Consider the following 17,539-nt stretch of genomic DNA (forward strand, 5'->3'; position numbering starts at 1 on the left):
GGAACAGCGAGGGTTTAAGGAGTAGAGTTGTAATTAGCCAACTATAGCTCTTCGCCCTGGCTAGCGTCCCTGCACTGAATAAAAGCAACTATAAAAAGAACCCCGGGCGTTTTGCAACAACCGGGGTTTATACTTTATAATTGAACAAGCTATAGTTTAGACCTGCTGGTTCTCTTTTACAGCCAGCTGCCCGCAGGCAGCATCAATGTCTTTACCTCGGCTGCGGCGCACATTTACCTGGCACCCACGATCTGCTAAGTAGTAAATAAAGTTCTGCAGACGGTCGTCGTCGGTATTCACAAAATCAGCGTTGGCGATCGGGTTATACTCTATCAGGTTAATCTTGCAAGGAATAATTTTAGAGAACTGTAGCAGCTCTTCAGCATCCTGCAGGGTATCGTTAAAATCATCGAATACAATGTACTCGTACGTTACCTTGCGGCCTGTAACCTGGTGGTAATGCTTCAGGGCATCTTTTATGGCTTCCAGCGAGTTAGTCTCGTTTATCGGCATGATCTGGTTGCGCTTCTCATCGTTAGCTGCGTGCAACGACAACGCCAGGTTCGCTTTCACTCCGTCATCCGCCATCTTCTTGATCATTTTGGCAATGCCGGCTGTACTTACCGTAATGCGGCGCGCTGCCATGCCCAATCCATCATGCGCGGTAATGCGCTCAATGCTCTTCATAACGTTGGCATAATTTAGCATTGGTTCGCCCATGCCCATATACACAATATTGGTAAGCGGCTGACCATATTGGCGAAGGCTCTGCTCGTTTATGCGCACTACCTGGTCGTAGATTTCCGCGGCATCGAGGTTACGGACGCGGTCCATATAGCCGGTTGCGCAGAACTTACAGGTAAGCGAACAACCCACCTGGCTGCTAACGCAGGCAGTTTTGCGCTCATCATGCGGAATCAGTACGCCTTCTACAATGTTGCTGTCGTATAGTTTGAACGCAGATTTTATAGTTCCGTCGTTGCTCAGCTGCTCCGTGGCAACCTGCACCGCATTAATGGCAAAGTGCTGCTCCAGCTTTTCGCGCAGGGCAAGGCTTACATTATTCATCTCCGCAAACGACTGGATAGAATGCTTCCAGAGCCACTCATAGATCTGCTTGGCACGGAAAGGCTTCTCGCCCTGCTCTACCAGCCAGGCCTTCAGGTCGTCCAGCGTAAGCTTGCGGATGTCTTTTTTATTAAGAATCGAAATATCTGCGATCAACGTCATACTGCAAAATTACAAAAATACTTAGGCTTTAGTTTCAATTTTAGCCTTTACTTCGTCGGGCAGGGTCATTAGTTTGCGCTCGGTATAGTTAAAGCAGAGCATTCCGGTTTTAGCGCGGGCTACTTCTTTGCCATGCTGGTTGAGAACGTGGTACGTAATATCAAAGCCATACTTGCCAATATCATCGAAAGCCAGGTTTATAGTTAGCACATCGCCGTAAAAGCCTTCGCCCTTGTATTCTATCGCCACATCAGCCATAATCATGCTGGCGCCGCCAATCTGCAGTTCGCTCCACCCGAAGTGCCCCAGCAGCTGCATGCGTGCTTCGTGCAGAATGGAGAGCAGGGCATCGTTGCCCAGGTGGTTGCCATAGTTCAGGTCGGTAACGCGTACCGGTATAGTTGCGGTAAAGTATGTATGTTCGGGTATCGTTACTTTTATGCGTGCCATTTTTAACGGTTATGAGGGGATGTTCCCTGTTACAGATGATTTTTTATCGGGGTACAGGTTGTAAAGATGAAGGGATAAGCGGAATTTTACGTCAATTTAATGCTGAAAATTCAGGATACCTGTGTACAGGCTCCTGTATCAGCAGGTTATAAACTATAAGATCGGCTTAATCTGTAAAATCTTGTGAATCACTGTCCATTATTAGTTGCAGACAGTCACCGGATAGGTTACATTTGTAGCTTACCTTAAAAATCATGCACCTCGAGATACGCCAGACCAAAGATGGCTCTAACACCCTGTATGTTCCTGAACTTAACGAGCACTACCACTCGGTGCACGGCGCGTTGCAGGAGTCGCAGCATGTGTTTATAAAGCACGGCCTGGAGCATGCCCTGGAGCAGAAACGCGATGTAAAGATACTGGAAATCGGTTTTGGCACTGGCCTTAATGCTATCCTGACGCTGCCTTTTGCCCTTGCCCAGCAGGCATTCATCCAGTACGACACCCTCGAGAAATACCCGCTTACAGCCGAAGTAGTGGAGCAGCTGCACTTTGAGCAGTTTATCCTGAACCCGGAGCTGCTGGACTACTTTAAAAAGATGCACGCCATGCCCTGGAACGTGCCTGCAGACCTGAGCCCGTATTTTACGCTGCAAAAGATCCACGAAACACTGGAAGAGTTCTCCCCGCCGGATGCGTACTACGATGTGATCTACTTTGATGCGTTTGCCCCCGAAAAACAGCCGGAACTATGGACGGCGGAAGTGTTTGCCAAACTATACAAAGCAGTGCGCCCTGGCGGTGTGCTGGTAACCTACTGTGCCAAAGGTGCTTTTAAACGGAACCTAAAGGCAGCAGGATTTACAGTAGAGGCGCTGCCCGGCCCTCCCGGAAAACGCGAAATGACACGCGGCACACGGCCAGTGCTATAGTTTGTTTCTGCCTGCATATCAGTTAATTACATCACCTGCAAAGTATAACTATAGCGGTAACAGCCTTGCATTTATAGTTTTATTTGGCAAGTGAACTTTAACTTTCCGGATATTGTAGTATTTTGCATTAGCTTGAAACATCCTTTACCCTATCGTTTACAAATGAAGAAATTATTTACGAAAGCAATAGTAAGCCCGATAAAGGCAATTGGCCGTGGCGTTGTAAAACCGTTCCAGTCGAAGTACGAAGTGGTTTGCACTACCTACCAGGTAATACCGGGCCTGCCGGTTAGCAAAAATGAGCAGACACACGCCTTTGAGCGCGGTGCTTCCATACAGGCAAGAGAATTTTACACCAAAGTGGTATCTTCTGACATGACCAAAACTATGGCTCCTGTAGAAGTAAAACTGCGCAAAATTTACCTGAGCGGTAAAACGATAGAGCAGGCAGAGTTTGGCCCGGTGCAACACCTGAAAAGCCTGAACGCAGGTAAGAAAAAGAAATAATAGCTTCAGCTATAGTTATAAAAGCCCTCCTGACACAAACTGTCGGGAGGGCTTTTTGAGTTTAGTTGTATGAGGTAATATTAACTACGGTCAACTAAATGCGTAATGCTGCATTATATATCCGTAATACAATACATTGCCTGCTAAACCTAAACCATCTGCCCTTATCAGAAGACCTGCTGTAGTAATAGCACTACAAGCCCTTGCTACGTTTTCTATTCTTGCTACACTTTTGCCATTGCTGCACTCACAGGAGTGGTACATCCGCGTGTTCGATTACCCTCGTCTGCAGCTTTTTGCACTGGCTGTTATAAGCTTTATACTTTACCTCTGGCTGGCTCCTAAAGAACGTAAGCGCGATAAATTTTTGCTGTCTGCCCTCGCTATTGTTATCATTTACCAGGCTGTTAATATTTACCCTTATACTTTCCTGGCACCCAAAGAAGTAAAGGACGCAGACAGAAATACGCCTGCCAATACCTGGCTTAGCTTACTGGTTTCTAATGTATTGATGTACAACAAAGAGCATGATAAGCTTGCTGCACTTATACAAAAGCAGGAACCCGATATTGTGTTACTGTTAGAGTCTGATATGGCATGGCAGAAGGGCCTGGCACCTGTTACCAAACAGTATCCCTACCGCGTAGAGATACCGCTTGAAAACACTTATGGCATGCACCTTTACAGCAAATTGCCACTGCGCCAGCAAAAAGTAAGTTACCTGCTTGATAAAGACATTCCTTCCATTAAAACATTTGTAAAGCTGCGAAATGGTACCTGGGTAGAACTGCATGTGGTACACCCAAAACCACCCGTACCAACTGAGGACGCCACATCTGAAAAACGCGATGCCGAGATAGTGATGATTGCCCGTGACATTGCCAACTCGAAGTACCCGGTAGTAGTAGCCGGCGATTTTAACGATGTGGCCTGGTCGCGCACCACAGAGCTTTTCCAGGAAGTAAGCGGCCTGCTGGACCCACGCTTAGGCCGTGGTTTTTACAATACCTTTAATGCCAATTACCTTTTCCTGCGCTGGCCTCTGGATCATGTTTTCCACTCTACTCATTTTAAAGTTGAAAGTATAAAGCGGCTGCCCAACATCGGATCAGACCATTTCCCTATGTTTATCAGGCTAAGTTTTGCGCCCGAAAACAAGTATGAACAGGAAGAGCCCGAAGCTGATACCCAAACCCAGGAAGAAGCGAGTGAACTGATTGAGGAAGGGAAAGAAGAAGCTGCAGAAGATAAACGGGAAGGGAAATCAGAATAAACCTACTTCCTCCACACCCCGTCCGGCATTATCACCGCATCCAGGGGCACATCAAACGGATTAGGGTCAGCTATAGTCTCTACGGGGGGCTCCAGCGATAAACCTACCTTCAGCACGTCAGGCCGGCAGTCTGCCAGAAAGCGGTCGTAAAAGCCTTTGCCGTAGCCTACCCGGTGACCTACGCTATCAAAAGCCAGCAACGGTATCAACACTAGGTCAACTTCGGGAGCAAGTATATGCTGTGCGTTTTGTGGCTCCGGTATTCCCCACGGGTTCTCTACCAGTATGGCTTCGTTGGTCAGGTGGTGGTGCGTTAATATATTTTGCTCCACATCGGTTACCGGCACAGCCACGCGCACTTCGGGGTGCTCCAGTCGCAGCCGTTCAATAATGGGCCAGGTGTTTACTTCGTTGTTCTTTACAATCGGCAGAAAAACGTGCACGGTTTGCCCGGGCTGCAATGGGAAACTCGCAAAAAACTGATTGGCTATAGCTTCACTTCTGCGCTGCACCTCTTCTGCAGGCAGTGCGCGGCGCTTTTGCAGCATCAGTTTCCGTAATTCCGCTTTCAGCATTATTCTTCTTCCAGTATCGTAAACTTAAACTCCAGTGGCTCAAAAGCATCAACCAGCGCAACTATAAAGTCTGGGTTGTTTGCCTGTATAGAAAGCAGGTTGTCGTGGCGCTCCTGCAGGCTACCGCCCGGGTACAATTTCTCTTTCAGGTTTTCGAGTTGCTTAAAGGTTTGCTCGTGCTTGCTGTCGCGTGCTTTGGATAGCTTTTTCTCCAGCATCTGCAGGGCATTGTGCGCTTTCTGCTCTTCGGCAGCCACTGCCTTCACTAACGTCGGGTCTATCGTTTGTGCCAGTTTTTCTACTTCTTTAAAAGCAGCTTCTATAGTTGTACGTTGCGCTTCCAGGGTAATTTCTTCGTCGTGCAGCTGGCCAGAGAGGTGCTTCTTAAGCTCTAAGTATGGCTTAAATAACTCCTCCGGAGTCAGGCCCAGTTTGTGCATGCGGCTGGCATTGCCACGGTTTATATACATAGCCGAGTTACGCAGCATAAGCAGCGGGAAAGCAACGTTATAGTGCTCAAACACCTGCTTCAACTGGAACCAGTACACTACCTCGGCCCCGCCGCCAATGTAAGCCAGGTTAGGCAGTATCAGTTCTTCGTACAGCGGCCTCAAAATCACGTTCGGGCTGAATTGCTCCGGATGCTCTTTGGCTAACTGCAGTATCTCTCCCTTTGTAAAGCTGGTGTCCGTATTTAAAACTTTATAGTTGCCGTTCTCTTCAATGATCCGTTCACGCAGGTTATCTTCTAAATAGAACAGGTTGATCTCACGAGAATAGACCTGTGGTTTGTAGCCCAGTTCTTCTAACTGGGCACTTGTTTTAGATACCAGCTTATGCGACAGGTTTTCGGTCAGCTCTTTTTCAACTATAGGCGTCAGGGCTTTTTTCAGTTCAGCATGATCGCCATCTATAGTTACCAGGCCGTACTCGCCAAACAAACTATGGGTAATGGCGCGGGTAGCATCGGCTAAGGTATTGCTGTTGCGATAAGCATCTTCAAAAACCGGAAACTTCTCAGGCAGTTCATCCAGTAGTTGCTCCAGCCCTTTTGTCGAGAACCTGCCCACGGCACCTTTCTGCTCACTCTCCCAACTGTAGCTTTTCCCAAACAGGTTAAAGTGGTTGATCTCGGCAAAATCGTGGTCTTCGGTGGCCATCCAGTATACCGGCACAAAGTTATAGTTCGGGTATTTTTCCTGCAGTTGCTTGCAGGTATTTATGGCTGTGATGATCTTATACACAAAGTATAACGGGCCGGTAAAAATGTTGAGTTGGTGGCCGGTGGTAATGGTATAGGTATTGGGTTGCAACAACAAATCCAGGTTCTGCTGCACCTTCGGGTTAATCTCTGAAACCGAACTATACTGCTCCTGCAGGGCCTTGTATAACACCTGCCTTTGCTCCTGGCTAAAGCTTTTCTCCTGTAGCTGCGCTTCAAACGCAGCTATAGTCGGGAAACGGTTATAGAATGGCGTTAGCTTTTCGTTTTGAGAAAGGTAGTCGGCTATAGTCTGGGAGAAGGCGCCGGTTGCGGCATAATCCATCTTCGTGATCTTCATTGTTGTTACTTCCATCAATACAGGAGTTCTTTTATAGCTACTTTAACAGCTTAATCGGATTTGTGTTTCAGGTAAACTATAGTTTACCGGCCACGCCACAAAGTACGGCTTTTATTTAGTTGTCTGAAACTTTAAATAGGGCCCCTACCCCAAGGATTTACAGGATTCTAGGATTGACAAGATGAAAAGACATGCACCTGCCACAGATATCGGAATCTAACGTATGAATGCAGAAACCAGAAATGATCATTCCAAAAAAATATAGAACGGCAGGTTTTACATTCTGGATAATCCTGCTCATCTTAAAATCCTGTAAATCCTGATTCCGACAACTTTCAAACTATAAAACATAAAACTATGGGATTATTAAGCGGCCTGATGGGCCATGCCTCCGAAGTGTCAATTGAAAAACTGACCAACGAATTTCAGCCGATTCTGCTGGATAACGAGCATATAGAGAAAGCCTACAAACTTATCCGCGACATACTGGTGTTTACCAACAAGCGGCTGATACTGGTAAATAAACAGGGTGTAACCGGCTCAAAAGTAGATTACCAGAGCATCCCGTACAGCAGTATTAAAATGTTTTCGAAAGAAACGGCCGGCATGATGGACTTCGACGCCGAACTAAAGATATGGCTGACCGGCGAGTCGGCACCAACTATAAAACAGGATTTCCGGAAAGGTGATAATATAAACGAGGCTTATAAAGTGCTGAGCAAGTACGTGCTTAAGTAATAATTCTAAAAAGAATTGAGCCAGCCTTCGGCCTCCTTCACTGTATCAAAGCCTTTTACGATACCACTTTTCACCATCCGGATGGTTTTATCGGTAGATAATCTGCTGAAGAGGTCCTGAGAGTAAACGGCTGCATGGTATTCTAAGCCGGCTGCTTCGGCGCGCGGGTGCCAGTCATTGGCACACCACTCTGCAAGTTCGGCCCACAATCCCTTTACATCGTAGTGGTTATCGAGCAGTTTGTGACTATGCTCTCTTTTCAGGTAAAACAGAATATTTTCATACCCCTGAACTATAGCATCGTTTGTCAGATTACCATGCCAGTCTGCAAATAAGAAATCATCTACAGCATTGTATTCAATGGTAAGAAACTCTGTCGTAAGTAGTTTTATATGTCGCATGGGTAATCTTAAGCTTTGCTGCCATTGGACCAGCTAAAATGGTGCGGTGCTTTTATGCACTATAATTACTGTTAGGAGCCGCACTTGTCCAAAAAATATGGCTGTAACTATACCAGCTACAAATTAGCCACAGATATGCTCATTTACAAAAAAAAGTCCTTACCGGCGCAAGCTGGTAAGGACTTTTATAGTTAATCTATAGTTAGTTATGCTACTACTTCGCCATAAAGGTCGAAATCAGAAGAATCTGTGATCTTTACATTTGCAAAATCGCCCAGGCGCACATAGTTGCTGTCGGCTGGCACCAGCACTTCGTTGTCTACTTCCGGAGAGTCGTATTGGGTACGGCCTACAAAATAACCGCTTTCTTTACGGTCGAAAAGCACTTTGTAAGTTTTGCCTACTTTCTCCTCGTTCAGTTCAACCGAAATGCCTTGTTGTAATTCCATAATGGCATCGGCGCGCTCCTGCTTCACTTCTTCCGGCACGTTATCTTCCAAGGTGTAAGAGTGCGTGTTGTCCTCGTGGGAGTATGCAAAAATACCCAGTCTGTCGAAACGGGTCTCTCCCACCCAATCGTATAGTTCCTGGAAATCCTGGTCTGTTTCGCCCGGGTGGCCGGCAATAAGCGTTGTTCTTAAGGCAATGTCCGGTACGCGCTGGCGGATAGAATCTACCAGCTCAATCGTTCTGCGCTTGCTTATACCGCGGCGCATGGTCTTCAGCATGTTATCCGAGATGTGCTGTAATGGCATATCCAGGTACTTGCAGATATTATCGCGCTCAGCCATCACATCAAACACTTCCATCGGAAACTGCGACGGGTAAGCATACTGCATTCTGATCCACTCAATGCCTTCCACATCCGACAGGTTACGAAGCAGATCAGCCAGCTTGCGCTCGCCATATTGTTGCAAACCATAGTACGTCAGATCCTGGGCAATAAGGATAAGTTCTTTTGTACCCATGCTTGCCAGTCGCTTTGCTTCGCGCACCAGGTCTTCAATCGGACGATCCACGTGTTTGCCGCGCATCAAGGGTATCGCACAGAAAGAGCATGGACGGTTACAGCCTTCGGCAATTTTAAAATAGGCGTAGTGTGAAGGCGTAGTCAGTAAGCGTTCCCCGATCAGTTCGTGCTTATAGTCTGCTTCCAGTGTTTTAAGTAAACGCGGCAGCTCCAGTGTACCAAAGTAAGCATCTACCTGCGGAATCTCCGCTTCCAGCGAGTCTTTGTAGCGCTGCGAAAGGCAACCGGTCACGTATAGTTTATCTATCTGGCCGGCTTCTTTGGCATCGGCGTAGCGCAGAATAGTATCGATAGACTCCTGCTTGGCATTGTCTATAAAGCCGCAGGTGTTCACGATAATGATGTTCGAATCATCTTTGTCAGACTCGTGTGCCACATCAAACTCGTTGGCACGCAGCTGCCCCATCAGCACTTCCGAATCCACCAGGTTTTTAGAACAGCCCAATGTGATTACGTTTACTTTATCTTTTTTGAGTGATCTTACTTTCACTTACTTAACTTTTAATGAAATACGCTACAATCAATAAAAACCCTTAGCAGGCACTATTGGTTCGTTTTGGAAACCAGTTTGCAAAGGTACAATTTGTTTGGCTAATAAAAGACGGACTGCAAAACTACTGAGTCCTATCTGGTTAGTTTCTTTGGTTTTTAAAGCAGGAAAGAATTGACAGGCTGCAAAACAGGTAAAAGCAGCATTCACTTTTCGCTAACTATAGCATTAAGTTCTTTTATCTTCAGATGGCTCTATAAACAACTGCAGGGTAAACCACTCTAATGCAGCAGAGCGGTTCTTCACCATTTTAACTGTAATGGGCAACTCGTAAGTAACTATAAGCAAAACAATTACCTGGTACAGATTATTATCCCATAAGTAATCGGGCGACTCCAGGATGGCGATATTTTTTAACGGCGTGTCAGGAATCTGCTGGATAAAATAATCAATGATCTCTTCGGTAAGTAAACCGCCGGCCGGAATGCCAGAGTCTATAATCAGGTTTGCAACCTGCTTTTGCCGGATAGTGGCAAATAACTTTATGATGGTATCAAAAAACTGAGCCGATTCTACACTTAACTCATCAGACCATTTTACGCTCAATGTATTCCGGGCTTCATCATATGCTAATTCCATGAGGCTGACTTCCATAGCTTACATCTTGAGCGGGTAAAGTATTAACTGTTGTTGATTTCAATAGGCAGTCAATTTTCTGCTATCTCCCAGTTCAAACAGTCGTTTTAATAAAACTGTTTATACTTAGTGCCATATAATTGCTCCTTTGAATATAGCAACCCCTTTTAACTCAAGCTATACCAGCTTGAAATACAAACAGTTGAACCCTGCGAACAGGCAACAAAAATAAGCCTGAAGTTGTGTGTTAGTGAGGGGAGCCGAAAGGATACTTACTCCCTTGGGAAAGTGAAAGAGTGGACTAATAACTTGCTTGGTAATTTACCAGAAACTCTATCGTTGAAACCTGCCCATCCTTCACTTCAACCGGGAAAATATTCATCTCCCCATCAAAAAGATTGGCATATAGTCCCTTTTCTTCTTTCGTGAAAAGGCTATACTTGCCAGGCTTCAGCGCAACAGAAAAGTTTCCGTTAGCATCTGTAGCAACTTCTGCTACTAATTTAGTCTGGATATTGGTGTGAAATACACCGTTTTGCGTGGTAACCTGGTTGGCATTGGTGAGCTCGTAGATATAAACCGTGCGCTGCACACCACGTTTGCTTTCGGTTGGCGGCGCATCCGGCGAAGGCATCCGGTTACCGGATTCCCATAAAATGCGACCGGCAATACCTTGCTTTATAGTAGCCTGATTTTGCTGCACCTGTGTAGTATTAACCGAAGTGGTATCTGCCTCCGAGCCTGTGGTTGCCTTGCCCTGTTTGCTACCGCAACAGGCCGCCAGCAATAGCAGCGCCGAAAACAGAAATCCCTTCATAACTATAGTTTACTTTTTGCGCGAGAAGAACGACTCTACAAACTGCTGCTTATCAAACAACTGCAGGTCTTCAATTTTCTCACCCACGCCAATATACTTCACCGGAATCTTGAACTCATCCGAAATACCGATTACTACGCCGCCTTTAGCTGTGCCATCCAGTTTGGTAATGGCAAGCGCTGTAACATCGGTAGCTTTGGTAAACTCGCGGGCCTGTAGCAAAGCGTTCTGGCCTGTGCTGCCATCCAATACCAGCAATACTTCGTGCGGAGTATCTTCTGTTATTTTCTGCATTACTCGCTTGATCTTCGAAAGCTCGTTCATCAGACCAACCTTGTTGTGCAGTCGGCCAGCCGTGTCAATAATCACCACATCCGCACCGATCTCTACGCCTTTCTTCACGGCATCGTAAGCCACCGAAGCAGGGTCAGTATTCATGCCATGCGATATAACCGGCACCCCTACACGCTCACCCCAGATAATCAGCTGATCAACGGCAGCGGCACGAAAGGTATCGGCAGCGCCCAGCACTACTTTTTTACCGGCCTTGTGGAATTGTGAGGCAAGCTTACCAATCGTTGTAGTTTTACCTACGCCGTTTACGCCTACTACCATAATTACATATGGCTTTATACCTGCAGGCAAATCAAAGTTAGCTCCGTCTCCGGCTTTGTTTTCTTCCAGCAAGGCAGCAATCTCTTCACGCAGAATGTTGTCCAGCTCCGATGTATTTACATACTTATCGCGGGCTACACGCTTCTCAATGCGGTCGATGATCTTTACAGTGGTTTCAACGCCTACATCGGCATGTACCAGAATTTCTTCCAGCTCGTCCAGCACTTCTACGTCAACAGTAGATTTACCTATAACGGCTTTGCTCAGTTGGCCAAAAAAGCTGTCTTTGGTTTTCTCCAGCCCTTTGTCCAGCGATTCCTTTTTCTTCTCTTTACTGAAAAAGTCAAAAATTCCCATGCTGCGTTTTTGTTGGGTAAGCTTTTGCGATGAAACGGTAATATACTAAAAAAGTCCCAATGCAGGGACTTCTTCGTGTTATCTATCTAAATAGTAGAGTAGGCTGTATTACTTTGCAAGAACTTCCTGCACTTTATCAACAGGAACCATTTCTTCTTTAAAGCTGTAAGCACCAGTTTTTGGCGACTTAACGGCTTTGATCACTTTTGCCCAGTCTTTACCTGTGGCGGTCTTTAGGGTTGCAACTACCTTCTTAGCCATGGTTATTTAATTTCTTTATGTACAGTTACTTTTTTCAACACCGGGTTATACTTCTTAAGCTCTAAACGCTCAGCCGTATTCTTTCTGTTTTTGGTAGTGATGTACCTTGAAGTTCCAGGCATGCCAGAAGTTTTATGCTCTGTGCACTCCATAATAACCTGGATTCTATTACCTTTTGCTTTTTTAGCCATCTCTCTAGTAATTTTTTATTTGGGACTGCAAATATAGGGTCTTAAATTCTTAACTACAAACAAACTATAAATTTTCTTCCAAAGTTCAGCCTTAGAAGGCAAAACTATAGTTTAAAATGCCCTAAAACACGGTTTATAGTTCAATTTACCTGATTTCCGGCAGCTTAAAATCATCAAGCGCGCTGGGCTGTGCCATCATTTTTTCGATATCAGCGACGGTGCGCGGTGCCAGTTTAGACAGGTTTTCCCAGCCTTTCTCCGTGATCAGGATATCGTCTTCAATGCGGATACCTATCCCCCACCACTTCTTATCACACGGGCTGCCTTCCGGTATATAAATCCCCGGCTCTACCGTCACCACCGAATTTGGTTTGAACGGGCCGTACGTGCCGGGATCGTGCACATCCAGGCCAATATAATGCGTGGCACCATGCGGAAAATAACGGCGCACTTCGGATTTGTTCTTTATGATGCCCAGCTTTATGAGTCCCTCTGCAATAACTTCCTGGGCGGCCTGTGTTGGCGCCGAAAACTGGCTCCCTACTTTACACTGCTCAATACCGGCGTCCTGTGCTTTTAACACCAGCTCATATATAATTTTCTGTTCCGGAGAGAATTTACCGTTGGCAGGTATCGTGCGGGTTACGTCAGCGGTGTAGCCTTTATACTCCGCTCCCACATCCATCAGCACCAGTTCGTTGTTGCCTATAGCTGGCTTGGCGCTTTCGATGTAATGCAGCACACAACCGTTATTGCCGGCTCCAACTATAGACGGATACCCGACAAAGTGCGCCCCATACTTGTTATGCACAAATTCATGCAGGCCCTGCACTTCCAGCTCCGACATATTCGGCTGCATGGCTTTCATCACTTCTACCTGTCCCATTGCCGAAATAGCGACAGCTTTGCGTAACAGGTTAATTTCTTCCGGTGTCTTTTGCTCACGCATCTGCCCCATTACCATCTCCAACGCTTTTGCATCGGTAGTCAGGTTTTTGGCTTTAAACTGTTCCAACAAACTATACAGGTCAGCGTTATCGCGCTTATCGTCGCGCACATCAGTTGGCAACGGTTTGATATAGGCTTTCTGCAGGTCTTTATTGAACTGGAACTTCTGGTAGGCTGTGTTGGGTTGGGTGGCAATGCCAAGCGCTGCGGAAGCACCTTCTACGCCCAGGCGTTTACCATTCCATTGTTCGGCGCGCGGGTCGTTGGGCTGCACAAACAGCAGATCCTGCACCTGTTTACCATCTATAGTTTGCGGCTCGGCATACACTATAAGCACCGCGTTTGGCTCGGTGTAACCGGTCAGGTAATAGAAATCAGGGTCCTGATGATAGTAGTAATCTACATCATTGGAGCGGTTACGAACGGGCGCGGCAAAAAAGACGGCAACGGAGCGAGCTGGTAACTGCTTACGCAATTGCTCTCTCCGTTGCCGGTGAAATTCTTTATCTAATGTATCAGATGGCTTGTCCGGTAATACACGCGACTGTGCCGTGACAGCTGTTATAGTTGCCCAAACCAGCAGCACGCATAGCCGGAAGGCGGCCATTAGTACAGGATATAGCCTTGCTCTACTGCTTTGTTAAGAACAGCAGTGATACCATTCTTGTTGATAGTTCTTAAAGCTGAAGTAGAAACTTTCAGTGTGATCCATGCATCCTCTTCAGGGATGTAGAAACGCTTCTTCTGAAGGTTTGGATAAAATCTACGCTTCGTTTTATTGTTAGCGTGTGATACGTTATTTCCTACTTGAGGTCTTTTACCGGTTAGGTCGCAAACTCGTGCCATCTTGTATTATCTTCTAAATTATTTCAATAGGGGTGCAAATATCAGCAAAATGATACACAATGTCAAAGTCATGGCAGATATTTTTATTGAATCAGCCTTTAAAAGCTTCTAAGCTACTTTTCAGCTATCTGTTCATTCATTTCAATTTGCTTCTGATAGCTGCAACTGTCTACAAAACTAGTATTTTAAGTTGTTATTTTAAGTGAGCATGTAGTTATGAATTGCATTGTTTTGTCATCACGAGTGTCAGCCGAGGGGTTGTAATTGTTTTATAGTTTCCTTTATTGTCATTTCGAACAGCGTGAGGAATCTGGGTTATATAGTTATAGTCTCTACTACCTGAACCTAGCCTTTTCTTTTATAGCTGCATCTAATCCTTGGAGCTCTACTTACCTATCGTTCTATAGTTGGCTTTGGTGCCCTCACGGCCGGGAGGCCTCGTCTTCAGGCATCGCGCTGCTGCTTTCTTGCTACCCTTGTACCTCGGGTTGCCTATCGGCACCGCAACAAAGCAAAGGCGCTCAACCCAAAGACTGTGATCTTTCGATAGCTATAGTTGCTATAGTTAAGTGATAAGCTATAGTTGCATCGTTTTACCGTGGCTATAGTTTCGTAGGGACAGGTAAACCTGTCCTGTGCGTGGTCTGTAACTATAGAACAATTCATCTAACTATAGCAACAGCCGAAAATTCCCCTCTTGGGAGGGGCAGGGGTGGGTTAAAACCACAACTATAAAACTATAACACCGCAGCTTTCCTTATCTTCATTCCCACACTCACAGCATCAGCAAGTAACGCTACTAAACTCCGGACATTACTACCATTCTCATCTTTTACAGCCGAAAACTCTGTCACTTCCATAGCTATAGTGCGAGGGTCGGCTACAAGGCTGGTCAATAATTCGCGGACTTCAGCTATAGTTAACCCGGTTTCGCTAGGTGCGTAGGCAGCTGGCATTTCGTCTCTGCCAACACTATCCACATCAAAATGGATCAGGATCCTGCCATCTTCCGGAATGCTCGAAAGTACAGCAGCTATAGTTTCTTGCAGATTAATGCGAAGTTGCTCTAGGGTTATAGTTTGAATGCCGTACGGTTCGGAAGGCGGATTCTGACAGGCAAGAACAGTTATTTGCTCCGGGTTTATAGTTGCAGGCTTTTGCCACAATAGGTTCTCGTTCGTTAAAAACCACAGGCCCATTGCCGCCGCACCTACACAAACATTCGGGTCAGGCTTTACTACATCCACATGTGCATCTATCACCAGCACGTATAGTTTATCACCGTATAGTTTTGTTAGATGATCTGCTACACCGACAACTATACTACAGTCACCGCCCAGCAATAGGTTAAACTTTTCAGGATCGAACCACTTACTGCCTTGCTCCACTATAGTTTCCCAGACCATCCGCGGAGAGGGCCAGTTACGCACCGGAGCCGTGTTATGCCTTGGCAGGTAAGCCGGCAACGCCAAGTCTCCAAAATCAGAGACTTCAATACCTGACTTTTCTATCGTTTCTTTCAAGCCATGTTTGCGCAAAGCTGCCGGGGTTTCATCGGTTCCGGGGTGAAGAGCGCCGGCAAAAGTGGGCACACCAATGAGTTGGATCATAGTTTTACAGGATATCTATAGTTTATCTTTGTCCTTATCGGTTTCGTGTTGCTTTTTCCGGAAACCATAGGGGCAATGGCGGCATCCGCTCTGACAGCAGTATCCGCGTTTCAGGTGGAATTTTGCTGTAAAAACCATCAGCCCCTGCTCGTTTAAATAATAATCTTCACCTTCTTTTAGCGGCTGCATTTCCTTTCACTTATGTATTGCTTACAAATATCTGTAAATATGATGCGTTAGCCAAAAAAACAGGTTCAGCGCACTCCCAATACGCTTACAAGCGTTATGCTATTGTATAGTTCTGTTTCCTCTTCAATACATCAGCCCATGCCTACCTACCAAACGCTTTCCGATGCTGTTAGAGATATGCGGGCCCGAGGCTTTGTAAACACCTTTACCATACAACAGCGCCAGCTATTCTGCTCCGAGCTTTCTATTCCTGTCTCTCCTGCCCAACTTACGTTACTGGAGCAGCACCATGTAAAGGCACATGACACAACAGGCCACCGGGAGATTTATGGCTTCAGAACGATGGATAACAAGCTGGGCATTATGACAGACACCTACGCAGAATATGCTCCCGAAGAGTTTGAAGCTATAGTTGGCCGTTACCTGAGGCAGGCACCTCGAGCATAAATATCGTAGTTTTAATTCAGGGCGGGTTTTGCTACATTTACAACAATAAACTTTTTTTTATGTAAAAGTATAACGGCAAAGGTATACCCGCGCCCGAACAAGAGCTTACCTTATAAAACTATGAACACACATACCATTTCATCGAGCCAGGAAGCCATAGACATCGAGCATAAATATGGCGCTCACAACTACCATCCGCTACCCGTTGTACTTACCCGCGGCGAAGGCGTGCACCTCTGGGACGTAGAAGGCAAACATTACTACGATTTCCTGTCGGCATACAGCGCCGTAAACCAGGGTCACTGCCACCCGCGCATCATAAACGCACTTACCGAGCAGGCGCAGCAGCTTACACTTACCTCCAGGGCGTTTTATAACGATAAGCTGGGCATCGCTGAAAAGCATATCTGTGAGTATTTCGGCTATGACAAGTCTTTGTACATGAACTCAGGTGCCGAGGCCGTAGAAACCGCTATAAAACTGGCGCGCAAGTGGGGCTACACTAAAAAAGGACTGGCACCAAATTCGGCTGAAATTATAGTGGTAGAGCACAACTTCCATGGCCGCACCACCGGCATTATCTCCTTCTCAACCGATCCGGACTCTACCAAAGGGTTCGGGCCATACATGCCAGGCTACAAAGTAATTCCTTATAACGATGTCGATGCACTGGAACTGGCCCTGAAAGAGAACCCGAACGTTTGCGGTTTCCTGGTAGAGCCAATTCAGGGTGAAGCAGGTGTTATGGTTCCGGATGAAGGTTATTTGGCTAAATGCCATGCGCTTTGCAAAGAGTATAATGTGCTGTTTATGGCTGACGAGATACAGACAGGCATTGGCCGCACCGGTAAATTACTGGCCACTTATTATGATGATGTAAAAGCCGATATCCTGATACTTGGTAAAGCTTTATCGGGTGGTGTGCTGCCGGTTTCGTGTGTGCTGGCGAATGATGATATCATGCTTTGCATAAACCCGGGCGAACATGGCTCTACATTTGGGGGTAACCCGCTGGCTGCAGCTGTTGCGATGGCAGCCCTGGATGTAATTAAAGACGAAAACCTGACTGAAAACGCACACAACCTAGGCCACATCTTCAGGGAGCGCATGGAACAGATAAAAATGGAACGCCCCGAACTGGTAACTACTGTTCGTGGTCGTGGCCTTTTAAATGCGATCATAATTGAACCAACTGTTGACGGGCGCACCGCCTGGGATGTTTGTGTATTGCTAATGGAGAAAGGCCTGCTGGCCAAACCAACACACGGCGACATTATCCGCTTTGCACCGCCACTGGTTATTACCGAAGAGCAATTGCACGAGTGCTGCGATATTATTGAATCGGTACTGATGAGTTTCTAAGCAACTATAGCTTGCCCATATAAACTATAAAAGCGACGCTACGGTGTCGCTTTTATAGTTTAAAACAATCGC

At 46.2% G+C, this 17,539-nt stretch carries 21 protein-coding genes; 6 read left to right on the forward strand and 15 right to left on the reverse strand.

From position 1 onward, the window contains the following. Positions 1-156: 156 nt before the first annotated feature. On the reverse strand, positions 157-1,230 hold the full coding sequence (rlmN, locus tag GSQ66_RS13285) for a 23S rRNA (adenine(2503)-C(2))-methyltransferase RlmN (RefSeq protein ID WP_162427911.1): 1,074 nt from the start codon (positions 1,228-1,230) through the stop codon (positions 157-159). A gap of 21 nt (positions 1,231-1,251) precedes the next feature. Then, positions 1,252-1,680, reverse strand: coding sequence for an acyl-CoA thioesterase (locus GSQ66_RS13290; RefSeq protein WP_162427912.1), 429 nt, complete (start codon positions 1,678-1,680; stop codon positions 1,252-1,254). A gap of 254 nt (positions 1,681-1,934) precedes the next feature. Here GSQ66_RS13290 and mnmD point away from each other — a divergent pair, with 254 nt between their 5' ends. From mnmD to GSQ66_RS13305, 3 genes are all read left to right on the forward strand, one after another. Next, positions 1,935-2,612, forward strand: coding sequence for a tRNA (5-methylaminomethyl-2-thiouridine)(34)-methyltransferase MnmD (gene mnmD, locus GSQ66_RS13295; RefSeq protein ID WP_162427913.1), 678 nt, complete (start codon positions 1,935-1,937; stop codon positions 2,610-2,612). 162 nt (positions 2,613-2,774) lie between these two features. Next, positions 2,775-3,119, forward strand: a complete 345-nt coding sequence (locus GSQ66_RS13300) for a hypothetical protein (RefSeq protein ID WP_162427914.1) — start codon at positions 2,775-2,777, stop codon at positions 3,117-3,119. Positions 3,120-3,255: 136 nt separating this feature from the next. After that, positions 3,256-4,392, forward strand: a complete 1,137-nt coding sequence (locus GSQ66_RS13305) for an endonuclease/exonuclease/phosphatase family protein (protein WP_162427915.1) — start codon at positions 3,256-3,258, stop codon at positions 4,390-4,392. Between the two features lie 2 nt (positions 4,393-4,394). Here the strand turns inward: GSQ66_RS13305 and GSQ66_RS13310 are convergent, their stop codons facing one another. Together GSQ66_RS13310 and bshC are read right to left on the reverse strand one after the other, a co-directional pair. Continuing rightward, complete coding sequence (locus GSQ66_RS13310; RefSeq protein ID WP_162427916.1) at positions 4,395-4,967, reverse strand: 5-formyltetrahydrofolate cyclo-ligase; 573 nt, start codon at positions 4,965-4,967, stop codon at positions 4,395-4,397. Continuing rightward, positions 4,967-6,544, reverse strand: a complete 1,578-nt coding sequence (gene bshC / locus GSQ66_RS13315; protein ID WP_162427917.1) for a bacillithiol biosynthesis cysteine-adding enzyme BshC — start codon at positions 6,542-6,544, stop codon at positions 4,967-4,969. The genes GSQ66_RS13310 and bshC overlap by 1 nt, the downstream gene beginning before the upstream one ends. 342 nt (positions 6,545-6,886) lie before the next feature. Between bshC and GSQ66_RS13320 the strand changes: the two genes are divergently transcribed. Continuing rightward, entirely contained in the window at positions 6,887-7,267 is a 381-nt protein-coding gene (locus GSQ66_RS13320; protein ID WP_238395687.1) for a PH domain-containing protein, read from the forward strand. Between the two features lie 5 nt (positions 7,268-7,272). Here GSQ66_RS13320 and GSQ66_RS13325 read toward each other — a convergent pair whose 3' ends face one another. From GSQ66_RS13325 to GSQ66_RS13375, 11 genes are all read right to left on the reverse strand, one after another. Then, positions 7,273-7,668 (reverse strand): hypothetical protein, encoded by a 396-nt coding sequence (locus GSQ66_RS13325; protein WP_162427918.1) that lies wholly within the window; start codon positions 7,666-7,668, stop codon positions 7,273-7,275. Positions 7,669-7,874: 206 nt separating this feature from the next. Then, on the reverse strand, positions 7,875-9,188 hold the full coding sequence (rimO, locus tag GSQ66_RS13330) for a 30S ribosomal protein S12 methylthiotransferase RimO (RefSeq protein WP_162427919.1): 1,314 nt from the start codon (positions 9,186-9,188) through the stop codon (positions 7,875-7,877). A 228-nt stretch (positions 9,189-9,416) separates the two neighbouring features. Continuing rightward, positions 9,417-9,842 (reverse strand): hypothetical protein, encoded by a 426-nt coding sequence (locus GSQ66_RS13335; protein ID WP_162427920.1) that lies wholly within the window; start codon positions 9,840-9,842, stop codon positions 9,417-9,419. Positions 9,843-10,125: 283 nt separating this feature from the next. Beyond that, positions 10,126-10,641, reverse strand: coding sequence for a carboxypeptidase regulatory-like domain-containing protein (locus GSQ66_RS13340; RefSeq protein WP_238395688.1), 516 nt, complete (start codon positions 10,639-10,641; stop codon positions 10,126-10,128). Between the two features lie 9 nt (positions 10,642-10,650). Further along, the gene (gene ftsY, locus GSQ66_RS13345; RefSeq protein ID WP_162427921.1) at positions 10,651-11,613 is read right to left on the reverse strand and encodes a signal recognition particle-docking protein FtsY; all 963 of its coding nucleotides are present in this window, start codon (positions 11,611-11,613) and stop codon (positions 10,651-10,653) included. 108 nt (positions 11,614-11,721) lie between these two features. Continuing rightward, positions 11,722-11,874, reverse strand: coding sequence for a DUF4295 domain-containing protein (locus GSQ66_RS13350; protein ID WP_162346559.1), 153 nt, complete (start codon positions 11,872-11,874; stop codon positions 11,722-11,724). A gap of 2 nt (positions 11,875-11,876) precedes the next feature. Beyond that, positions 11,877-12,065: a 50S ribosomal protein L33 gene (rpmG, locus tag GSQ66_RS13355; protein WP_162427922.1), complete on the reverse strand. Its 189-nt coding sequence runs from the start codon at positions 12,063-12,065 to the stop codon at positions 11,877-11,879. Positions 12,066-12,210: 145 nt separating this feature from the next. Then, positions 12,211-13,620, reverse strand: coding sequence for an aminopeptidase P N-terminal domain-containing protein (locus GSQ66_RS13360; protein ID WP_162427923.1), 1,410 nt, complete (start codon positions 13,618-13,620; stop codon positions 12,211-12,213). Next, positions 13,620-13,859, reverse strand: a complete 240-nt coding sequence (rpmB, locus tag GSQ66_RS13365) for a 50S ribosomal protein L28 (protein ID WP_162346556.1) — start codon at positions 13,857-13,859, stop codon at positions 13,620-13,622. Before rpmB ends, GSQ66_RS13360 begins: the two co-directional genes overlap by 1 nt. A gap of 737 nt (positions 13,860-14,596) precedes the next feature. Then, positions 14,597-15,469, reverse strand: coding sequence for an arginase family protein (locus GSQ66_RS13370; RefSeq protein WP_162427924.1), 873 nt, complete (start codon positions 15,467-15,469; stop codon positions 14,597-14,599). A 15-nt stretch (positions 15,470-15,484) separates the two neighbouring features. Then, a complete protein-coding gene (locus GSQ66_RS13375; RefSeq protein ID WP_162427925.1) occupies positions 15,485-15,658 on the reverse strand; it encodes a DUF5522 domain-containing protein in 174 nt (57 codons plus the stop codon). A 138-nt stretch (positions 15,659-15,796) separates the two neighbouring features. On the opposite strand from GSQ66_RS13375, the gene GSQ66_RS13380 reads away from it, so the two are divergent. After that, positions 15,797-16,105 carry a hypothetical protein gene (locus GSQ66_RS13380; RefSeq protein WP_162427926.1) on the forward strand — a complete coding sequence of 103 codons (309 nt, stop codon included), beginning with the start codon at positions 15,797-15,799 and terminating at the stop codon, positions 16,103-16,105. 120 nt (positions 16,106-16,225) lie between these two features. Continuing rightward, positions 16,226-17,467 carry an ornithine--oxo-acid transaminase gene (gene rocD / locus GSQ66_RS13385; protein WP_162427927.1) on the forward strand — a complete coding sequence of 414 codons (1,242 nt, stop codon included), beginning with the start codon at positions 16,226-16,228 and terminating at the stop codon, positions 17,465-17,467. The last annotated feature ends 72 nt before the right edge of the window (positions 17,468-17,539 follow it).

Origin of the sequence: Pontibacter pudoricolor (assembly GCF_010092985.1) — a bacterium.
Lineage (GTDB): Bacteria > Bacteroidota > Bacteroidia > Cytophagales > Hymenobacteraceae > Pontibacter > Pontibacter pudoricolor.